This is a genomic window from Luteimonas sp. MC1828, assembly GCF_016461615.1.
Classification (GTDB): Bacteria; Pseudomonadota; Gammaproteobacteria; order Xanthomonadales; family Xanthomonadaceae; genus Luteimonas.
In genome coordinates this window covers 700,676-718,143 of the sequence record NZ_JAEMNY010000002.1, presented here as the reverse complement: position 1 = coordinate 718,143, position 17,468 = coordinate 700,676, and the positions used below count along the sequence as shown (strand labels likewise).

Below are 17,468 nucleotides of genomic sequence, written 5' to 3'. Positions count from 1 at the left end.
CGATGTCCGACAAGACGATCCACGATCCCGCCATTCTAGCCGAGCCCGGCCGCTGGCGTTCCCGCGACCTGGCCGTGGTCTGGCACCCGTGCACGCAGATGCGCGAGCAGGCCGGCGAGCTGCCGATGCTCGAAGTCGCGCGCGGCGACGGCGCCTGGCTGGTCGGCCACGACGGCCGGCGCACGCTGGATGCGGTCAGCAGCTGGTGGACCAATATCCACGGCCACGCCGAGCCGCGCATCGCCGAGGCGGTGGCGCGCCAGGCGCGCACGCTGGAGCACGTGATCCTCGCCGGCGCCACGCACCCCGGCGCAGTGGAACTCGCCGAGCGCCTGCTTGCGCTCGCGCCACGCCAGCCCGGCCGCGCGCCGCTGGCCAAGGTGTTCTACGCCGACAACGGCTCGGCCGGCGTGGAAGTCGCGCTGAAGATGGCATTCCAGTGGTTCCGCAACCGCGGCGACGAGCCGCGGCGCACGAAGTTCGCGGCGCTGTCCAACGGGTACCACGGCGAAACGATCGGCGCGCTCTCGGTGGGCGACATCCCGCTGTACCGCCGCGTGTACGCGCCGCTGCTGCTGGAGGCGATGTTCACGCCCTCGCCCGATGCCTACCTGGCCGCTCCCGGCCAGTCTGCGGCGGCCTGCGCGGAGGATGCCGCGGACGCGCTGGCGCGCCTGTTCGACGACCATCCCGGCGAGTTCTGCGCACTGATCCTGGAGCCGCGGCTGCAGTGCGCCGGCGGCATGCGCATGCACGACCCGGTGTACCTGAAGCGCGCGCGCGAGCTGTGCGACGTGCACGGCGTGTTCCTGATCGCGGACGAGATCGCCACCGGCTTCGGCCGCACCGGCACCATGTTCGCCTGCGAACAGGCCGGCATCATGCCGGACCTGATGTGCCTGTCGAAGGGCCTGACCGGCGGCTTCCTGCCGCTGGCGGCCGTGCTCGCCACGGAGGCGATCTACGACGGCTTCCTCGACGACACGCGTGAACGTGCGTTCCTGCATTCGCACAGCTACACCGGCAACCCGCTGGCGTGCGCCGCGGCGCTGACCTCGCTCGACATCTTCGCCAGCGACGATGTCGTCGCCCGCAACCAGCAGACGGCCGCGAAGATGGCCGCGCTCGCCGCGCCGTTCGCGTCACTGCCGCACGTCGCCGACGTCCGCCAGGCCGGCATGGTGGTGGCCTTCGAACTGGCCCGCGATGGCAACCGCGCGACACCATTCGCGGCCTCCGACAAGGTCGGCCTGCGCGCCCATCGCGAAGCCATCGAACGCGGCGTTCTGCTGCGTCCGCTCGGCGACATCCTGTACTGGATGCCGCCCTACTGCATCGATGACGACCAGTTGGCGCTGCTCGCCGAGACCACGGCCGCGGCGATCGCGGCGGGTACATGCGCCTGACCCGCGCCTGGGTCGATGCGGTGCTGGCGCCCGGCATGCGCCTGGCGCTGCCCGAGGATGCGGCGGCCCATCTGCTCCGCGCACTGCGACTCGACGTGGGTGACAGCTGCGTGCTGTTCAACGGCGACGGCCACGACTACGACGCGCGCGTGGTCGCGGCCGGCAAGCGCGGCGGCGAGGTCGAAGTGCTGGCCGCGCGCGTGGTGGATGCCGAATCGCCGCTGCGCATCATCCTGCTGCAGGGCGTGGCGCGCGGCGAGAAGATGGACTGGATCCTGCAGAAGGCCACCGAGCTCGGCGTCGCCGGGTTCGTGCCGGTCAACAGCGAGCGCAGCGAGGTGCGGCTGGACGCCGCGCGGTCCGCAAAACGCGTGCAGCACTGGCAGGGCGTGGTGGCGTCCGCCTGTGGCCAGAGCGGCCGCGCGCGATTGCCGTCGGTGGCCGCTCCGCTCGGCCTGGCCGAGGCGATGGCGTCGCTGCCGGGAGACGCCCTGCGGGTGACGCTCGACCCGTGCGCGGCGACCGGCATCCACGCGCTGGCGATGCCGGCGTCGGCCACGGTGGTCGTCGGCGTCGGTCCGGAGGGCGGCTGGTCGCCGCGCGACCGCGAGCAGCTGGTCGCGGCGGGGTTCAGCGGCGTGCGGTTGGGGCCGCGGATCCTGCGCACCGAAACCGCCGGCATCGCGGCGATCAGCGTGCTGCAGGCGGCGTTCGGGGACCTGCGCTAGGCGACGCCCGGTGCGGGCGCCGAAGGCATGGCGTCAGGCAGCCAGGGCGCCGTGGATCGCGCGCTCGACCGCGTCCACGTCCGGCAGCAGCGCCGGCTCGTTGTTGAGCAGCACGCGCATGCGCACGGCGGTCGGCAACGCCTGATCGCCATCGCCGTCACCGGCGTCCTCCACCAGCGCGTCACGCGCCACCGTCACCAGGCGCGGGAAGCCCTGGGTCAGGAGCGCCAGGTGCGGAAGCTTGGCGTCCTCGCCCAGCGCCTTCAGCACCACGACCTTGCTGCCAAGGCCGCCGGCCTCGTCAGCCAGGCCGGACAGGCGCGAGAACGACACCAGCGGCAGTTGCCAGCCACGCCAGCGGATGCGGCCCAGCAGCCAGTGCGGGGCACCGTCCACCGGCTCCGGTTCGGCGAAGGACAGGACCTCGGCGATCGTGGCGTTGGGCAGCAGCAGGCGCGCGCCTGCGACCTGGATCAGGACGCCGCGGATCTCGGTGCTGGCAGGGGTGCTCATGTGGGTTCTCAACTTGGCCAGCGGTCGCACAGATGCTGCGCGAGGTCGGAGGGATCGGCCGACGCGGCACCACGCGCGATCAGCGCGTCGGCGGCGGCAGCGTCGTAGCAGGTCTCCGGCGACTGGGCCATCACCAGCGCACCGTCCATCGCCAGCGCCATGGCGCGCTCTGCGCGCACCGGATCGCTGCCGCTCAGGAACAGCAGCGCACTGTCGCCTGCCGGAAGCGCCGCGACGGGATCCCGCGCGTCGTCCTCTCCAACCGCCTCGAACACCAGGCGCGCGCGGTCGGCGACGACCACCAGCTCCGGCGGCAGGAAATAGATCGTGGCGGCCTCGGCGGCCTGGCCGGCTTCGGCGAGCGCCACCGGCAGCGGCGTCGCGCGTTCCATCTGCTTCACCAGCCGGTCGTAGCGTCCGCCGTCGAGCTGCAGGCGCACCAGCACCGCGCGCGGGAAACCCTCGGGCAGCGTGCCGAGCAGCTGGCGCACCGCATCCGGCCCACCCAGCCCGCCTTCCACCAGCACCGCGCCGCGCAGCGTGCCGTGGCCATAGCTGTCGAACTCGGCCAGCGACAGCCCGCCGAGGCGGCTTTCCAGGGCATCGAGATCGACGGAGGGCGCGGATGGCCGGCTTGCCAGCGGCGCGTCGTCTTCGGCCAGCGACAGGCCATCGCCCAGCGCGAGCATGTCGGCCCTGCTGCTGTCGTCGCTGTTGTCGGCGCTGTCGTCGGCCTCGCCTTCACCCGCCTCGACGACATCCGCGGCTGGCGCCTGCGGGTCGACCAGGCTGAATCCGAAATCGTGATCGGCGGCCACCAGCGATGCCTGGTCGCCGTGCGCGGCTTGCGCCTGCTCCGCCAGCAGCGCGGCGAGCCCCGGGTCGTCGGCCAGCGACGCACCGTAATCGCCGGTCGGCGCCGAAGAGGACCAGTCCATGTCTTCGGCCGACACCAGCCCGGACAAGCCGGAGCCCGGCACGGGATCATCGAACGCGTCCGCGCGTGGCACCTCGGCGGCAAGCTCAAGCGCCGTGTCCGCCAGCGCGACCAGATCGAGTGTGCTGCCGTCGAACTCGCGCGCCGGCAATGCACCCGGTCGGGGATGGAGGGCGTGTTCGTCCTCGGCTCCGGGCGGCAGCACGTCGTGGTGCCGGTTGAGCTTGGCGGCGAGGTGGCGGACCCAGCGCGCCGCGTCCCAGCCTTCGCGTTGCGCGGCCAACTCGGCCTCGTCGAACACAACCACGATCGCGGGATCCATGAGCAGGGCGTCGTAGCCCTCCAGCGCGTCCTCGATCGCCGGCTCCAGCGCGACCAGCACTGCCTGCGGCGCAAGCGCCACGGCCTCGGCGGGATCGGCCGTGACCGGATCGGCTGCCAGCGCGAGCTCCGCGCCGGCATCGGCAATCGCGGCCTCCAGGCGCACGCGCGCCTCACCGGGGCGCGCGAGCAGCAGCACGCGGATCTTGTCGCTCGCGTCAGGCATCTTCGCGCTTCAGCTTCAGCAGGTCGTAGACGTTGCGCACCAGCTCGTTCTCCTGGTACGGCTTGCCGAGATAGCGGTCCACGCCGATCTCGAACGCGCGCTGGCGATGCTTCTCGCTGGTACGCGAGGTGATCATCACGATCGGCACGTTGCGCAGGCGCGGGTCGGCCTTCATCTCGGTGGCGAGCTCGTAGCCGTCCATGCGCGGCATCTCGATGTCGAGCAGCATCAGGTCCGGCACGCGCTCGGCCATCCGCTCCAGGGCATCCAGGCCGTCCTTCGCGGTCGCGACCTCGAAGTTGTGGCGCTCCAGGATGCGGCCGGTGACCTTGCGCATGGTGATCGAGTCGTCGACCACCATCACCAGCGGTACCGGGCGCTGCTCCTGCGCGACCACAGGCTCGGCGTCGCGCGGCATCGTGACCTGGCGGCGCACCAGCGGCGCGACGTCGAGGATCACCACCACGCCGCCGTCGCCCATGATGGTGGCGCCGAAGATGCCCGGGATCGAGGCGACCTGCGGCCCGACCGGCTTCACCACGATTTCGCGGCTGCCGATGATCTGGTCCACCGCCACCGCCGCGCGCAGCTCGCCCGAGCGGACCAGCAGCACCGGCATCTGCATCTGGCCTTCGGCCTTCGCCGCGCCATGACCGACCAGTCCGCCGAGGTCGTGGACGATGTAGTCCTCGCCACCGTAGGAGTAGCTCGCGCCCGGCTTTTCGAACTCGTCGCGGGCAATGCGGCCGACGCCGCGCACCGAGGCGATGGGCACCGCGAAGCTGGTGTCGCCGATCTTGACGAACACCGCCTGGGTCACCGCCAGCGTCTGCGGCAGGCGCAGGATGAAGGTCGTGCCTTCACCCTTGCGGGTCCTGATGTCGAGCGTGCCGCCGAGCTGGCGGACCTCGCTGGCCACGACGTCCATGCCGACGCCGCGGCCGGCCAGGCGGCTGACCTCGTCGACCGTGGAGAAGCCGGGCTCGAAGATCAGCATGTCGAGGTCGGCATCGGCGATCACGGCGTCGGGACGCAGCAGGCCGCGCTCCTCGCCACGCCGGCGGATCGCGGCGCGGTCCAGGCCGTCACCGTCGTCTCCGACCTCGAGCACCACTTCCGAACCCTCGCGGCGAACCGCGATGCGCACGGTGCCCTCTTCCGCCTTTCGCGCCTTGCGGCGCTGCTTGGGCGACTCGAGGCCGTGGGCCACGGCGTTGCGCAGCATGTGCTCCAGCGGCGCGGTCATGCGCTCCAGCACGTTGCGGTCGAGCTCGCCATGCGCGCCGTCGAGCTTCAGCTGCACGTGCTTGCCGGTATCGCCGGCGGCCTGGCGGACCACGCGACGCAGGCGCGGCACCAGCCCGTCGAACGGCACCATGCGCGTGCGCATGAGGCCTTCCTGCAGCTCGGAGCTGACGCGCGACTGCTGCAGCAGCAGGGTTTCGTACTGGCGCGTCAGGTCATCCAGCGTCCCCTGCAGGCTGGTCAGGTCGGCCGCAGACTCGCCAAGCGCGCGCGACAGCTGCTGCAGGGTCGAGAAGCGGTCGAGTTCGAGCGGATCGAAGGTCGCGTCGCCGGTGTCCTGCTCGCGCTGGTACCGGGCGACGATCTGCGCTTCGGTCTCGATGTCGAGGCGGCGCAGCTGGTCGCGCAGACGCATGTTGGTCTGCTCCATCTCGCCCATCGCGCCGCGGAACGCGCCCAGCTGCTGTTCGAGGCGCGCGCGGTAGATCGCCACCTCGCCGGCGTAGTTGACCAGGCGGTCGAGCAGGTCGGCGCGGATGCGCACCTGCTCCTGCGGCGCGCGGACGGCGATGTCGTCGTCGTCGCCCCCAAGCGGCGAGTTGCTGATCGGAGCCGACAGCGGCCGGAGCTCGACCTTCGGCGCGGGGACGCGGACCGCATCGGCGGCCGCCGTGTGCGTCGCCAGGTCATCGCCGCGGGCACGCGCGTCGAACGCGTCGATCAACGCCTGCGACGCGCTGATCGCGCGGCCTTCGCCCACGCGCAGGACCATCGCATGCAGTCGGTCGAAGCCGCGCTCGAGCAGCGGCACGTCACCGCGACCGAGGTCGAAGCGCTGCTCCGCCACGGCTTCCAGCAGGGATTCCATCGCGTGGCCCAGCTCACCGATGGCGAACACGCCCGCCATGCGCGCGCCACCCTTGAGGGTATGCAGGTCGCGCTGCATGCCGACCACCGGATCGCGGTCGCCCGGCGCTTCGCGCAGGCGCGCAAGCAGGCCGTCGGAATGGTCGAGCAGGTCGCGGCTCTCCTCGACGAAGATGTCGATGAGCTCTGGATCGAGGCCGGTGAAGTCGAACGCCGCATCCGGGTCATGGTCCAGCGCGATCGCCGCCAGCAGCGCTGCCACCGCCGGGTCGACGTCGTGCCGGCCGTCGTTGGCGGCTTCGAGTTCTTCGGCTTCGAAGGCTTCGGCGTCGAGGCGCTCGGCTTCGAGGCGCTCGGCCTCGGCACGTTCGGCATCGAGGCGTTCGGCTTCGGCCTGATCGGCGGCGGCGATTTCGGCTTCCAGCTGCTCGAGTTCGAGGCGTTCCGCTTCCGCGCGTTCTGCTTCGACGCGTTCGGCGTCTGCCCGTTCGGCTTCGGCCCGCTCTGCCTCGGCGCTCTCTGCCTCGACGCGGGCTGCTTCAAGACGCTCGGCCTCGACCCGCCCGGCCTCGGCGCGCTCCTCTGCGGCGATTTCGGCTTCCAGCTGTTCGAGCTCTACGCGTTCCGCCTCCAGACGCTCGGCTTCGATGCGCTCGGCGTCGAGCAGTCCGGCTTCCAGCGCATCCAGTGCCGCGCGCTCGGCCTCAAGGCGCCCGGCATCGGATGCATCCAGGTCTTCGGCCAGCATCTCGGCGTCTGCGCCTCCGGCATCGAGCGACGCCACCATCGACTGCGCTGCTTCGGCCCGTTCGGCTTCAAGCCGTTCGCTCTCGATGCGTTCGGCATCGAGACGTTCGAGTTCAAGGCGTTCCGCTTCGAGGCGCTCCGCTTCGACTCGCTCCGCTTCGATTCGTTCGGCTTCGACTCGTTCTGCCTCGACGCGCTCCGCTTCGAGCCGCTCGGCTTCGACGCGTTCGGCTTCGCCGCGTTCGATTTCCACGCGCTCGGCCTCGACGCGCGCCGCCTCGACGCGCGCCGCCTCAAGGCGCTCCGCTTCGAAGCGCTCCGCTTCGAGGCGTTCTGCTTCAAGGCGCTCCGCTTCGAGGCGTTCTGCTTCGAGGCGTTCTGCTTCAATGCGCTCCGCTTCAATGCGCTCCGCTTCAACGCGCTCCGCTTCAATGCGCTCCGCTTCAATGCGCTCCGCCTTAAGGCGCTCCGCTTCGAGGCGCTCCGCTTCAATGCGCTCCGCGTCCGCGGCGACGCTGTCGGATGCGACGGCATCCTCGGAGGTCGGCTGGAAGTTCGCGTATTCGCTCAGGTCGAGATCGACCAGCTCCGGGGACTGGCCAATCAAGGCCTGCATCGCACCGGCAATGCTGTCGTCCGCCGCCGCGTCCGCGTCGGCGTCGCGCTCTCCGGCCTGGCCATCCTGCGGGGCCATCCTGATATCGGGCAGCGCGTCACGCAGGCTCACCAGGCGTGCGGCAAGTGCGATGGCTACCGGCACCTGCGGCGCGGGCGCATGCAGGCCGACCAGGGCGGCGCGTGCCACCTCGGTGAGTTCGCCGATGGCGGCCACGCCTTCCGCGGATGCCGGGGCACCGCCAGCGAGCAGGCGACGGATATACCCCTCGGCGGGCGCCACCACCTGCGCGACCGACGGCACTTCGGTCATCGCGAAGGCGCCGTTCATGGTGTGCAGGGCGCGCAGCAGCTCCTCGCTGGCCGGGGTCGGCGCCTCGGCCGCACGGGCCACCCACGCGTCGACCGTCACCAGGTGACCGGCGACCTCGGCGTCGAGGATTTCAAGCAGGAGCGCGTCGACCGACGCCGGCATCATCTCGATGGGGGCGCCGCCGGCCGTCTCTTCGGCCACGGCCTCGTCGTCCGGCGCAACGGCTGCGGTGTCGAAGTCCGCGCGCGCATCGGCGTCGATCCCCGACAGCGCGCTCGTCGCGGCGTCGCCGGCCGCGGACGCACCATCAATCGCCGCAGCAGACGGCACCGCATGCTCGGGCATGCCTTCGTCGCCGCTGGCGATACGCTCGGCGGAGGCCTGCATGCGCTCGAGGTCGACCTGCACGGGACCGTCGCCGCGCAGCGCAGCCTGCAGCTGCGGCAGGGTGTAGAAGGCCTGGTCGACCATCGCCACCACCGCCGGGCTCGCGACGCGCGTGCCGTCGAGCACGCGGTTGAGCATGTGCTCGACCTTCCAGCTGAATTCACCCAGCGTGCGCGCGCCGACCAGGCGCCCGCTGCCCTTGAGGGTGTGGAACACGCGGCGGATCGGGCGCAGGCGCTCGAGATCGTCGGGCTGCGCACGCCACAGCGGCAGCAGCTGGTCGAGGTTGTCGATCTCTTCCGCGAATTCCTCGAGGAACACCTCGCGGATCTCGTCGTCGATCTCGTCGCCGGTGGCCTCGAAGCCACCCGCGGCGCGCGCGATCGCGGGCGCGGGTGCAGGTGCGGGTGCCGGTTCCGATGCAGCTGCGGGCGCAGGCAGTGCCGCACGCGCGCCGTCGGCGTCGCGGTCGATCAGCGCAGCAACCGTGCGCTCGATGTCCGCCTCGCTGAAGACCGCCTGCGGCTCCGTGCCGGAACCGGCAGGCGATGCGGCAGCTCCGGTATCCAGTTCCGCCGGCAGCGGCCAGTAGCCCAGCGTTTCCAGGCTCTGGCGGGTGACATCGAGGATCTCGTCGCGGTTGAAGCGGTTCTCGCGCAGCGCCTCGAGGTAGTACTCCAGGCTCGCCAGTGCGTCGGCGAAGGTGTCCAGCTGGCGGCCGTTGGGCACGCGGCGGCAGCCGATCAATTCGGTTTCGGTGTAGCGGCGCACACCGGTGAGGTACGCGGCGGGCACTGGCAGCTCGAGCATCTGCAGTGCGCCCGAGACCTCCTGCAGCAGCCGCGGCACCTCGGCCAGCTCGGCGTGGTCCCAGCTGGTCTCGATGAACGCTACGAAGGCCTGGCGCGCATCGGCGAAGTTGGCGATGGCCTCGCGGACCAGCACCTCCAGCACCTTGCGCGACTCGGTGGAGAACAGGTCGTCCTGGTCGCCGCCCTCCTCGTCGCCCGCACCAAGGCGCGAAACCTGGTCGTCGAGCGTGGCTTCGACATAGAGCAGTGCGCCGGCAACGTCGAGCAGCGCGCCCTCGTCGGCGGCACGGTCGCCGCGGACGATGGCCGCCATGGCATCGCGCTGCTGCTGGATCACGCCGCGCGCGACGCCCAGGCCGAGCATGCCGAGGGTGTCGGCGACGCCGCCGAGTGCCTCGACCTGCGGCGCCAGGCGCGAGAGCTCGCCTTCGCCGGTGCGCAGGTGCAGGTCGAGCGCATCCTTGACGCGCAGCAGGTCTTCCTTGACGGCAGCGGATACGGTGTCGAGCAGCGCGCGGTTGCGGCCGCTCAGGCTGCCTTGCGCGTGGCTGATCTCGGAATCGGTGGGCAGCTGGCCGCCCAGTTCGAACGTGTCGTGCAGCGCGCGCAGCTGCTCATGGTCGCCGCTGCCGTGGGCCACGTGGTACAGCAGTTGGCGGGTCGGCTCGAGTACGGCCTCGGCGCGCGGAATGCCGAAGCCGTCGTCCTCGAACATGCGCCGCGATTCGCGCTCGACGCTGGCGAACGCCTGGCGCAGGCCCGGGCCTGCCTGCAGCGCGCCATCGGACATGGCCTTGGCCACCGACGACGCCACCCACAGCATCCGCCTCGCGGGCTCCTGCCGGGTCTGTGCCAGCAGCTCGTCGAGCGATCCGGCAAGCACGCCGGCATTGTCCGGCGCGCCGGATTCCGGCCAGGCGGCCATGGCGTCGCGCAGCCCGGAAAGCAGGGGCTGGACGCGCGCATTGCGCACCGGCGCCGGCTCGACCGTGGTCGGTGCCGGCGCGATCCCGCCGGGCAACGGACGCTGCAGGTCGGGCGCGAACAGCACGCTCTCCGACAACCCCGCTTCGCCGCGTGCCGCGCGCAGCTCGTTGAGCAGCGGCAGCAGCACGATCGGGATGTCCTTGTGGCCGCTCTGCAGGCGCTCGAGGTAATCCGGGAGCAGCACCACGCCGCGCATCAGGGTGGCGCAGGCGGCATCGCGGTCGGTGGTGCGACCGTCCTGCAGCGCCTGGGCCAGGCGCTCCATCTCCTCGGCCACCATCGCCGGCGCGTACAGCTCGACCATGCGCAGCGTGCCCTGCACCTGGTGCAGGTAGCTGGCACAGAAGCGCATGCGGCTGGTGTCGGCGGGGTCGGCGGCGAAGTCCTCGATCTCGATCCGCGCCTGGCGCAGGGTCTCGTCGAGCTCCGGCTTGACCCAGCCGAGCGTGGTGTAGTCGATAGCGTCGCGCAGGGCGGTCATCGGTCTGCGCTTCAGGCCGGCAGCTTGAAGTCGGCGACCGAGCGGCGCAGGTCGGCCGCGAGCTGCGCCAGGTTGCCAATCGACTCGGCGGTCTGGTTGGCGCCCTGCGAAGTCTGCGCGGTGATCGACTGGATCGTGTTCATGGTCGCGGTGATGTTGGTCGCGGCCGCGGACTGCTGCTGCGAGGCGCTCGAGATGCCTTCGATGAGCGATGCCAGGCTGGTCGACACGTTTTCGATCTCACCCAGCGCGGTACCGGCGTCCTCGGCCAGGCGCGCACCGGCGACCACCTCGGACGTCGTCTGTTCCATCGAGCTGACGGCCTCGTTGGTATCGCTCTGAATGGTCTGCACCAGCGTCTCGATGCGCTTGGTGGCGTTGGATGCGCGTTCGGCGAGGCGTTGCACTTCGTCGGCCACGACCGCGAAGCCACGGCCCGCCTCACCGGCGGACGCCGCCTGGATGGCCGCGTTGAGCGCCAGGATGTTGGTCTGCTCGGAGATGTCGTTGATCAGTTCGACGATCGAGCCGATCTCCTGCGAGCTTTCGCCGAGGCGCTTGATGCGCTTGGAGGTTTCCTGGATCTGGTCGCGGATCGAGTCCATGCCGGCGATCGTCTCGCGGACCACGCCCGCGCCCTTGGTGGCGATCTGCACCGAGCGCTGCGCCACGTCGGCGGACTCGGCGGAGTTGCGCGACACCTGGTTGATGCTCTGCGCGATCTCGTTGATGCGGTCGGACGCGGAGTTGATCTCCTGCGCCTGGTGCTCGGCGGCCTCGGCCAGGTGCATGGCGGTGGCCTGCGTCTCCTGCGCGCTGGACGCCACCTGCACCGAGGTGTCGTTGATCGTCTGCACCAGGCTGCGCAGCTGCTCGACGGCGAAGTTGATGGAGTCGGCGATGGCGCCGGTCATGTCCTCGGTGACGGTGGCCTTGACCGTCAGGTCGCCTTCGGCGAGCGAACCCATCTCGTCCAGCAGGCGCATGATCGCCTCCTGGTTGCGGTTGTTGAGCTCCATGGTGTTCTCGAAGCGCTCGCGGCGCTCGCGACCGGACGACCACAGCAGGCCGACCAGCGCGGCCAGCGCCAGGCCACCGAAGATGATCGAGATCCAGATGTTGCCCAGCAGGCTGGTGTCGCGCAGCGAACCGAACGCGGTCAGCGCCTGGAACAGCGATTCGCTGTTGCCGAGCAGCTTGTCCGATCCGGTGGTCAGCGCGGCGGCCGCGTTCTGCGCGGTGAACAGGTCCTCGGAGCTCGCGAGGATCGCGTCGAGGTCCTTTTTCATTTCCCCCCACTGCGTCGTCGCCTGCGCCAGCGCGGCCAGCGCGGCGGCGTTCGACAGCGGCTGCACGTTCATCGCATCGTCGCCGGAGCGCAGGCCTGTGAGCACCTGGTCGAAGACGCCCGCGTCGCGGGCCAGCGCATCGCCCGCGTTGGAGGCACCGGCGCCGCCGGCGCGGATCTCGGTGACGCGACGCGCCATCGTGGACGCCAGCACCACCTCGCGCAGCGCGATGTAGATCTGCGACGACGGCGAGCCGCTGGCCGACATCGCGCGCACCACTTCGTCGAGCTGCGCCTGCAGCTGCGGCACCGCCTGGCTGAAGCGCTCGGCATTGCCGGCGAAGGCGACCACGGCGGCCTCGCTGGCCAGCACCTGGTCGGCGTTCATCGCAAGTGGCGCCCAGGTTTCGCCGACCGCGCGGATCGGGCCGCTGACGCCGGTGGTGGTGCCGAAGTTGCTGTCGAGGCGGGAAATGTCGCCGTCGATCGCGGCCTTGGTGGCGCGGAACGTCGCGAACGACGCGGCATTGCCTTCCACCGCCTCGCGGCCCTGGTTGGCCAGGCGCTGCGAGTTCACCTGCAGGCTGGAGGCCGCCGTACTGGCGCCGCCGAGGCGCGCGGCCTTGGTCATCGCATAGATGGTGTTGCCGGCGAATACCAGCAACGAGACCACGAGCAACCAGATCCAGACGTTGGTGCCGATGTTGCGACCCTTGCCGGCTACGCTGTCGATGACATTGCTCATGGAGTTACCTCTGACCTTGCTGGGGCGGCGGTCATGCCGCGGCGTGTCTGAATTCGGGAGTGCGGGACAGCCTGTCGAGGCTGAAAACCGCCCATGCATGACCGCCCACGTCGTAGGCGCGGTCGATGAAATTGGCGTAGCGGCCATCGGCAAGGCCGGCGGCGTCCGTCTCCTGCTCGACCAGGAAGCTGCGCTGGCCGTACAGCTCGTCGATCGTCACCGCCACGTCGCCGCCGGGCTGGCGCACCAGCAGCACGCGCTGGCCTTCGTGGAGCACGGTGCGCTCGCCTTCCAGGAACATGCGCAGGTCGACAACCGGCAGCAGGTTGCCGCGGATATTGGCGACGCCAAGCATCCAGGGCTGCGCCCCGGGCACCGGCGTCAGCTGCGGCATCGGCAGGATCTCGACCACCTCGTCGAAGCCGGAAGCCAGCGAGCGACGGCCAACGCGATAGCCCACGCCGCGCCACAGGCCAGGCGCATCCAGCTGCTCAGGCAGGCCAGCGATGTGCGCCAGGCTGCGCTGCTCGTAGCTGGCGAGGATCTCGAACGGATCCATCGCCACCGGTTGGGCGTGGGCATTGGCCACTTCAGCCACCGAGCAGGCTGTTGATCTGCTCGACCAGGTCGCTTTCGACCGGCGGCTTGACGATGTAGCCCTTCGCGCCCTGGCGCATGCCCCAGGCCTTGTCGGTCTCCATGCCCTTGGTGCTGACGATCAGCACCGGGATGGCGCTGGTCACCGCATCGCGCGACAGCGCGCGCGTTGCCTGGAAACCATTCATGCCGGGCAGCACCAGGTCCATCAGGACCAGTGCCGGCAGCTCGCGCTTGCAGACTTCGATGCCGTCCTCGGCGTTGGCCGCAGCCAGCACCTGGTGGCCGTTGCGTTCGAGCAACTGGGTGAGGACCGCGGTATCGGTCGGCGAGTCCTCGATCAACAGGATCTTTGCCATGGTGTGCCTGTCCCCCCGGTCAGGCGTTGACGTGTTTGCGGATGGCGTCGAGGAGTTCCTCGCGCGTAAAAGGCTTGGTGACGTACTGCTCGGAGCCCACGATGCGACCGCGGGCCTTGTCGAACAGGCCGTCCTTGGAAGACAGCATGATCACCGGCGTGTGCTTGAAAAGCTGGTTGTTCTTGATCAGTGCGCAGGTCTGGTAGCCGTCCAGGCGCGGCATCATGATGTCCACGAAGATGATCTGCGGCCGCTGGTCGGCGATCTTGGCCAGCGCCTCGAACCCGTCGGTCGCAGTCACCACGTCCGCACCCTCGCGGCGCAGCAGTGTCTCTGCCGTGCGGCGGATGGTCTTCGAATCGTCGATCACCATCACGCGCAGGCCATCAAGGCTGCCGGCGCGGTTTTCGTCCTGCGTCATCATGTCTCCCCGGTGCGCGTCGCTCGTAAACGCCGGCGTCGCTGCAAGCAGTCTTATATCCCAGTCGGACGCCACACTGTCAAGCGAGAATATGGCGTTGTGCGTGCGCGATCAGCAATCGCGGCAGTGGTGCCGCGCGCAGCTGCTAACATTTGTCAGTTACTGCCGTGGAAGGCCCATATGCCACTCGAAGTCATCGTCGTGATGGACCCGATCGGGTCGATCACCATCGCCAAGGATTCGACCTTCGCCATGCTCCTCGAGGCGCAGCGGCGTGGCCATCGCCTTCACTACGTGGTGCCGGGTGGCCTGTCGATGGAAGGTGGCGTGGCGCAGGCGCTCGTCGCGCCGCTGCAGGTCGCTGACGACGCCGCGGGCTGGTTCGAACTGGGAACTGCGTCACAACGCGCGTTCCAGGCGCGCGACGTGGTGCTGATGCGCCGCGACCCGCCGGTCGATTCGGACTACCTGCACGACACGTTGATCCTCGACGCCGCGCGCATGGCCGGCGCCAACGTGGTCAACGATCCGCGTGGACTGCGCGACCTCAACGAGAAGCTCGCCGCCCTGCTCTTCCCGCAGTGCTGCCCGCCGACCCTGGTCAGCCGCAATGCCGCCGCGCTGAAGGCGTTCGTCGGCCACCATGACCAGGCGGTGCTGAAGCCGCTGGATGGCATGGGCGGCCGCTCGATCTTCCGCGCCAGCGCTGGCGATCCCAACCTCAACGTCATCCTCGAGACGCTCACCGACAGCGGCCGGCACCTGGCCATGGCGCAGCGCTACCTGCCGGAGATCACCGAGGGCGACAAGCGCATCCTGCTGGTCGACGGCGTGCCGGTGGACTACTGCCTGGCGCGCATCCCGCAGGGCGACGAGTTCCGCGGCAACCTGGCCGCCGGCGGCCGTGGCGAAGGCCGTCCGCTGAGCGAGCGCGACCGCTGGATCGCGGCGCAGGTCGGCCCCGAGATGGTCCGCCGCGGCATGCGCTTCGTCGGCCTGGACGTGATCGGTGATTACCTCACCGAGGTCAACGTCACCAGCCCGACCTGCATCCGCGAGCTCGACGCCCAGTTCGGCCTCAACATCGCCGGCCTGCTGTTCGACGCCATCGAGCAGTGAGGAGCGGCGGCTGACGTGGCGGCATTGCCTGCGCAATCGGTGATCGGCGAGCGCGACCGGCTCGGCGCAACGCTGGTGCTGTCGCTGCTGGTGCACGGCATGCTGGTGCTGGGCGTCGGCTTCGCGCTCGACGACGCGGCGCCGGTGCTGCCCACGCTGGATGTCATCCTCACCGAAACCACCAGCCCGCTGACGAAGTCGCAGGCCGATTTCCTCGCCCAGGCCAGCAACCAGGGCGGCGGCGAGGACGAGCTCAGCAAGCGCCCGCGCGACGCCCAGGTCGGCCAGCTGCCGCAGGACGAGGCCGGCGTGGCACAGCAGGCGATGCGCGCGCAGTCACCCGACGCCAGCGTCCCGCCGAAAACGCGGGTGGTCGCCAGCCGCAACGGCGAGACGCGCGTCGCCGCGCCGGAGGACACGCCGCTTGCCGACGACACGCCCCTGCCGCGCGGCGAGGAGCGCATCGAGCGCGACCTGGCGATGGCACGACTGGCGGCGGAGATCCACCTGCAGTCGGAGCGCTACGCCAAGCGACCGAAGCGCAAGTTCGTGTCGGCAAGCACCCAGGAGTGGGCGTACGCGACCTACCTGCGCAGCTGGGTGGACCGCGTCGAGCGGGTCGGCAACCTGAACTATCCGGACGAGGCACGCCGCAGGCAGCTGTCCGGCACGCTGGTGATCAGCGTGGCGATCCGCCGCGACGGCTCGGTGGAGCGCGCGGAGGTGATCCAGTCCAGCGGCGTGCGCCTGCTCGACGACGCCGCGCTGCGCATCGCCCGCCTCGCCGAGCCTTACCCGCCGCTGCCGCGTACCGAGGAGGAGATCGATGTCCTCCACGTCACCCGCACCTGGAACTTCCTGCCGGGCGGCGAGCTGGTCGACGACTGACGGCGCGGCACGTGTGCCGCGACCGCAGGGTTACAGCGCCTGCCAGCGCAGGCCCTCGCCGCGCCGGTAGTACACGCCCCGCGCACGGGCATACACCGAATCGGCACTGACCAGTCCGAACATGCGGCCGTCGGCGCTGGCGCCTCGATGGTCGCCGAGCACCAGCAGCTTGCCCGGCGGCACGCGCAGCGAGGCGATGTCCGGCCCGCCGCCATCGCCGAGGTCGAGCGCCACCTGCCGCCCGCCGAAGGACTCGATGCCCGCATCGGCGCCACGCGCCAGCGCCCGGCCATTGATGCTGAGGCGACCATCAAGCAGCGCCACCCGGTCACCCGCCACGGCCACCACGCGCTTGATCAGGCGCGTGCCGTCATGCGGCGACTTGAACACCGCGACATCACCGGCGCGCGGCACATCGCGCTCGATCAAAGTGATGGCGGTGAACGGCACGCGCACGCCGTACGCACTCATGTCGACCACCACGCGATCGCCCGGCTGCAGCGTCGGCTGCATGGAGCCGCTGGGCACCACGTAGTGGTTGGCGAACGAACTGCGCGCCACCAGCAGCAGCGCCAGCATGACCAGCAGCGGTGCCGATTCGCGGAACAGGCGGGCAAGGCGCCCGTGTGCACCCTGCGCGGTGGTGGATTGCGTCATGGCGGAGCCTTGGCGGTGTGGAGGCGTGGACCTCCACCGACCCTGCCGGCTGCGCGAAGGTTCCCGGGCCTCAGCCGCGCTGGCGCGATGCCGCCTGCTCGGCCAGGGTGAGCGCCACGTTGTTGCGCAGGTAGGCGGGTTCCAGCAGCTCGGGAGCCACCGCCTCACCGCGCGCGAATGCCGCCGCCGCCAGCCGTGCCAGGTCGCCGGCGCGCGGCAGCGCCGCGTCGTCGACCGCGACCAGCCGTGCACCGAAACGCGTGCGCAGCGCGCCGTCGAGCGCCGCGAACCCGGTGCCGACGCCGATCCAGCCGCCCTCCCCGGCTTCACCCGGCAGCGCGGCCGCATCCGGTGCCATGACCGCCTCCGGCGCCAGTAGGCGCCACGCGTCGTGCTCGCGCGCGAAGCCGCCGAAGTAGACCTCGCCCATGCGCGCGTCGATCGCCGCCAGCACACGGGCATCCGCAGGGCCTGCTTCCGGGATGCGCGCGCCCTGCGCCAGCACCGCCAGCGTGGACACCGCCAGCGCCGGCAGGTCGAGCGCGAGCGCGATGCCCTGCGCCAGCGAAATCCCGAGCCGCACCCCGGTGAACGCGCCCGGCCCGCGGCTGACCGCGATGCCATCCAGGCTGGCGCGGGCGATGCCGGACTCCGCCAGCAGCGCGTCCGCCCAGGGCAGCGCCAGCTCGGCGTGGCGCCGCGGCGCGACCTCGAAGCGCTCGCGCACCTCGCCATCGAGCCAGAGCGCGACCGAGCAGGCCTCGGTGGAGGTTTCAATGGCAAGCAGGCGCATGGACGGCGGACCGGAC

General features: G+C 70.7%; 13 protein-coding genes. 4 read left to right on the top strand and 9 right to left on the bottom strand.

Annotated elements, in window-relative coordinates:
• Positions 1-2: 2 nt before the first annotated feature.
• Together bioA and JHB91_RS13105 are read left to right on the top strand one after the other, a co-directional pair.
• A complete protein-coding gene (gene bioA / locus JHB91_RS13110; RefSeq protein WP_199473176.1) occupies positions 3-1,406 on the top strand; it encodes an adenosylmethionine--8-amino-7-oxononanoate transaminase in 1,404 nt (467 codons plus the stop codon).
• Positions 1,397-2,134: a 16S rRNA (uracil(1498)-N(3))-methyltransferase gene (locus JHB91_RS13105; protein WP_199473175.1), complete on the top strand. Its 738-nt coding sequence runs from the start codon at positions 1,397-1,399 to the stop codon at positions 2,132-2,134. Before bioA ends, JHB91_RS13105 begins: the two co-directional genes overlap by 10 nt.
• A 33-nt stretch (positions 2,135-2,167) precedes the next feature.
• On the opposite strand, the gene JHB91_RS13100 is transcribed toward JHB91_RS13105, so the two are convergent.
• From JHB91_RS13100 to pilG, 7 genes are read right to left on the bottom strand one after another with little or no spacing between them, the layout of a single operon-like run.
• Positions 2,168-2,647, bottom strand: coding sequence for a chemotaxis protein CheW (locus tag JHB91_RS13100; RefSeq protein WP_199473174.1), 480 nt, complete (start codon positions 2,645-2,647; stop codon positions 2,168-2,170).
• An 8-nt stretch (positions 2,648-2,655) separates the two neighbouring features.
• A complete protein-coding gene (locus JHB91_RS13095; RefSeq protein WP_199473173.1) occupies positions 2,656-4,131 on the bottom strand; it encodes a chemotaxis protein CheB in 1,476 nt (491 codons plus the stop codon).
• Positions 4,124-10,585, bottom strand: coding sequence for an Hpt domain-containing protein (locus tag JHB91_RS13090; protein WP_199473172.1), 6,462 nt, complete (start codon positions 10,583-10,585; stop codon positions 4,124-4,126). Before JHB91_RS13090 ends, JHB91_RS13095 begins: the two co-directional genes overlap by 8 nt.
• A gap of 11 nt (positions 10,586-10,596) precedes the next feature.
• Positions 10,597-12,618 (bottom strand): methyl-accepting chemotaxis protein, encoded by a 2,022-nt coding sequence (locus tag JHB91_RS13085; RefSeq protein ID WP_199373348.1) that lies wholly within the window; start codon positions 12,616-12,618, stop codon positions 10,597-10,599.
• Positions 12,619-12,649: 31 nt separating this feature from the next.
• Complete coding sequence (locus tag JHB91_RS13080; protein ID WP_199374288.1) at positions 12,650-13,177, bottom strand: chemotaxis protein CheW; 528 nt, start codon at positions 13,175-13,177, stop codon at positions 12,650-12,652.
• A gap of 31 nt (positions 13,178-13,208) precedes the next feature.
• Positions 13,209-13,574 carry a response regulator gene (locus JHB91_RS13075; protein ID WP_199373349.1) on the bottom strand — a complete coding sequence of 122 codons (366 nt, stop codon included), beginning with the start codon at positions 13,572-13,574 and terminating at the stop codon, positions 13,209-13,211.
• A 19-nt stretch (positions 13,575-13,593) separates the two neighbouring features.
• Positions 13,594-13,995: a twitching motility response regulator PilG gene (gene pilG, locus JHB91_RS13070; RefSeq protein WP_182825315.1), complete on the bottom strand. Its 402-nt coding sequence runs from the start codon at positions 13,993-13,995 to the stop codon at positions 13,594-13,596.
• Positions 13,996-14,175: 180 nt separating this feature from the next.
• On the opposite strand from pilG, the gene gshB reads away from it, so the two are divergent.
• Together gshB and JHB91_RS13060 are read left to right on the top strand one after the other, a co-directional pair.
• Complete coding sequence (gshB, locus tag JHB91_RS13065) at positions 14,176-15,114, top strand: glutathione synthase (protein ID WP_199473171.1); 939 nt, start codon at positions 14,176-14,178, stop codon at positions 15,112-15,114.
• 99 nt (positions 15,115-15,213) lie between these two features.
• A complete protein-coding gene (locus JHB91_RS13060; RefSeq protein WP_199473257.1) occupies positions 15,214-16,002 on the top strand; it encodes an energy transducer TonB in 789 nt (262 codons plus the stop codon).
• Between the two features lie 30 nt (positions 16,003-16,032).
• On the opposite strand, the gene lepB is transcribed toward JHB91_RS13060, so the two are convergent.
• Positions 16,033-16,659: a signal peptidase I gene (gene lepB / locus JHB91_RS13055; protein ID WP_199473170.1), complete on the bottom strand. Its 627-nt coding sequence runs from the start codon at positions 16,657-16,659 to the stop codon at positions 16,033-16,035.
• 70 nt (positions 16,660-16,729) lie between these two features.
• A complete protein-coding gene (gene tsaB, locus JHB91_RS13050) occupies positions 16,730-17,452 on the bottom strand; it encodes a tRNA (adenosine(37)-N6)-threonylcarbamoyltransferase complex dimerization subunit type 1 TsaB (protein WP_199473169.1) in 723 nt (240 codons plus the stop codon).
• Positions 17,453-17,468: the final 16 nt, after the last annotated feature.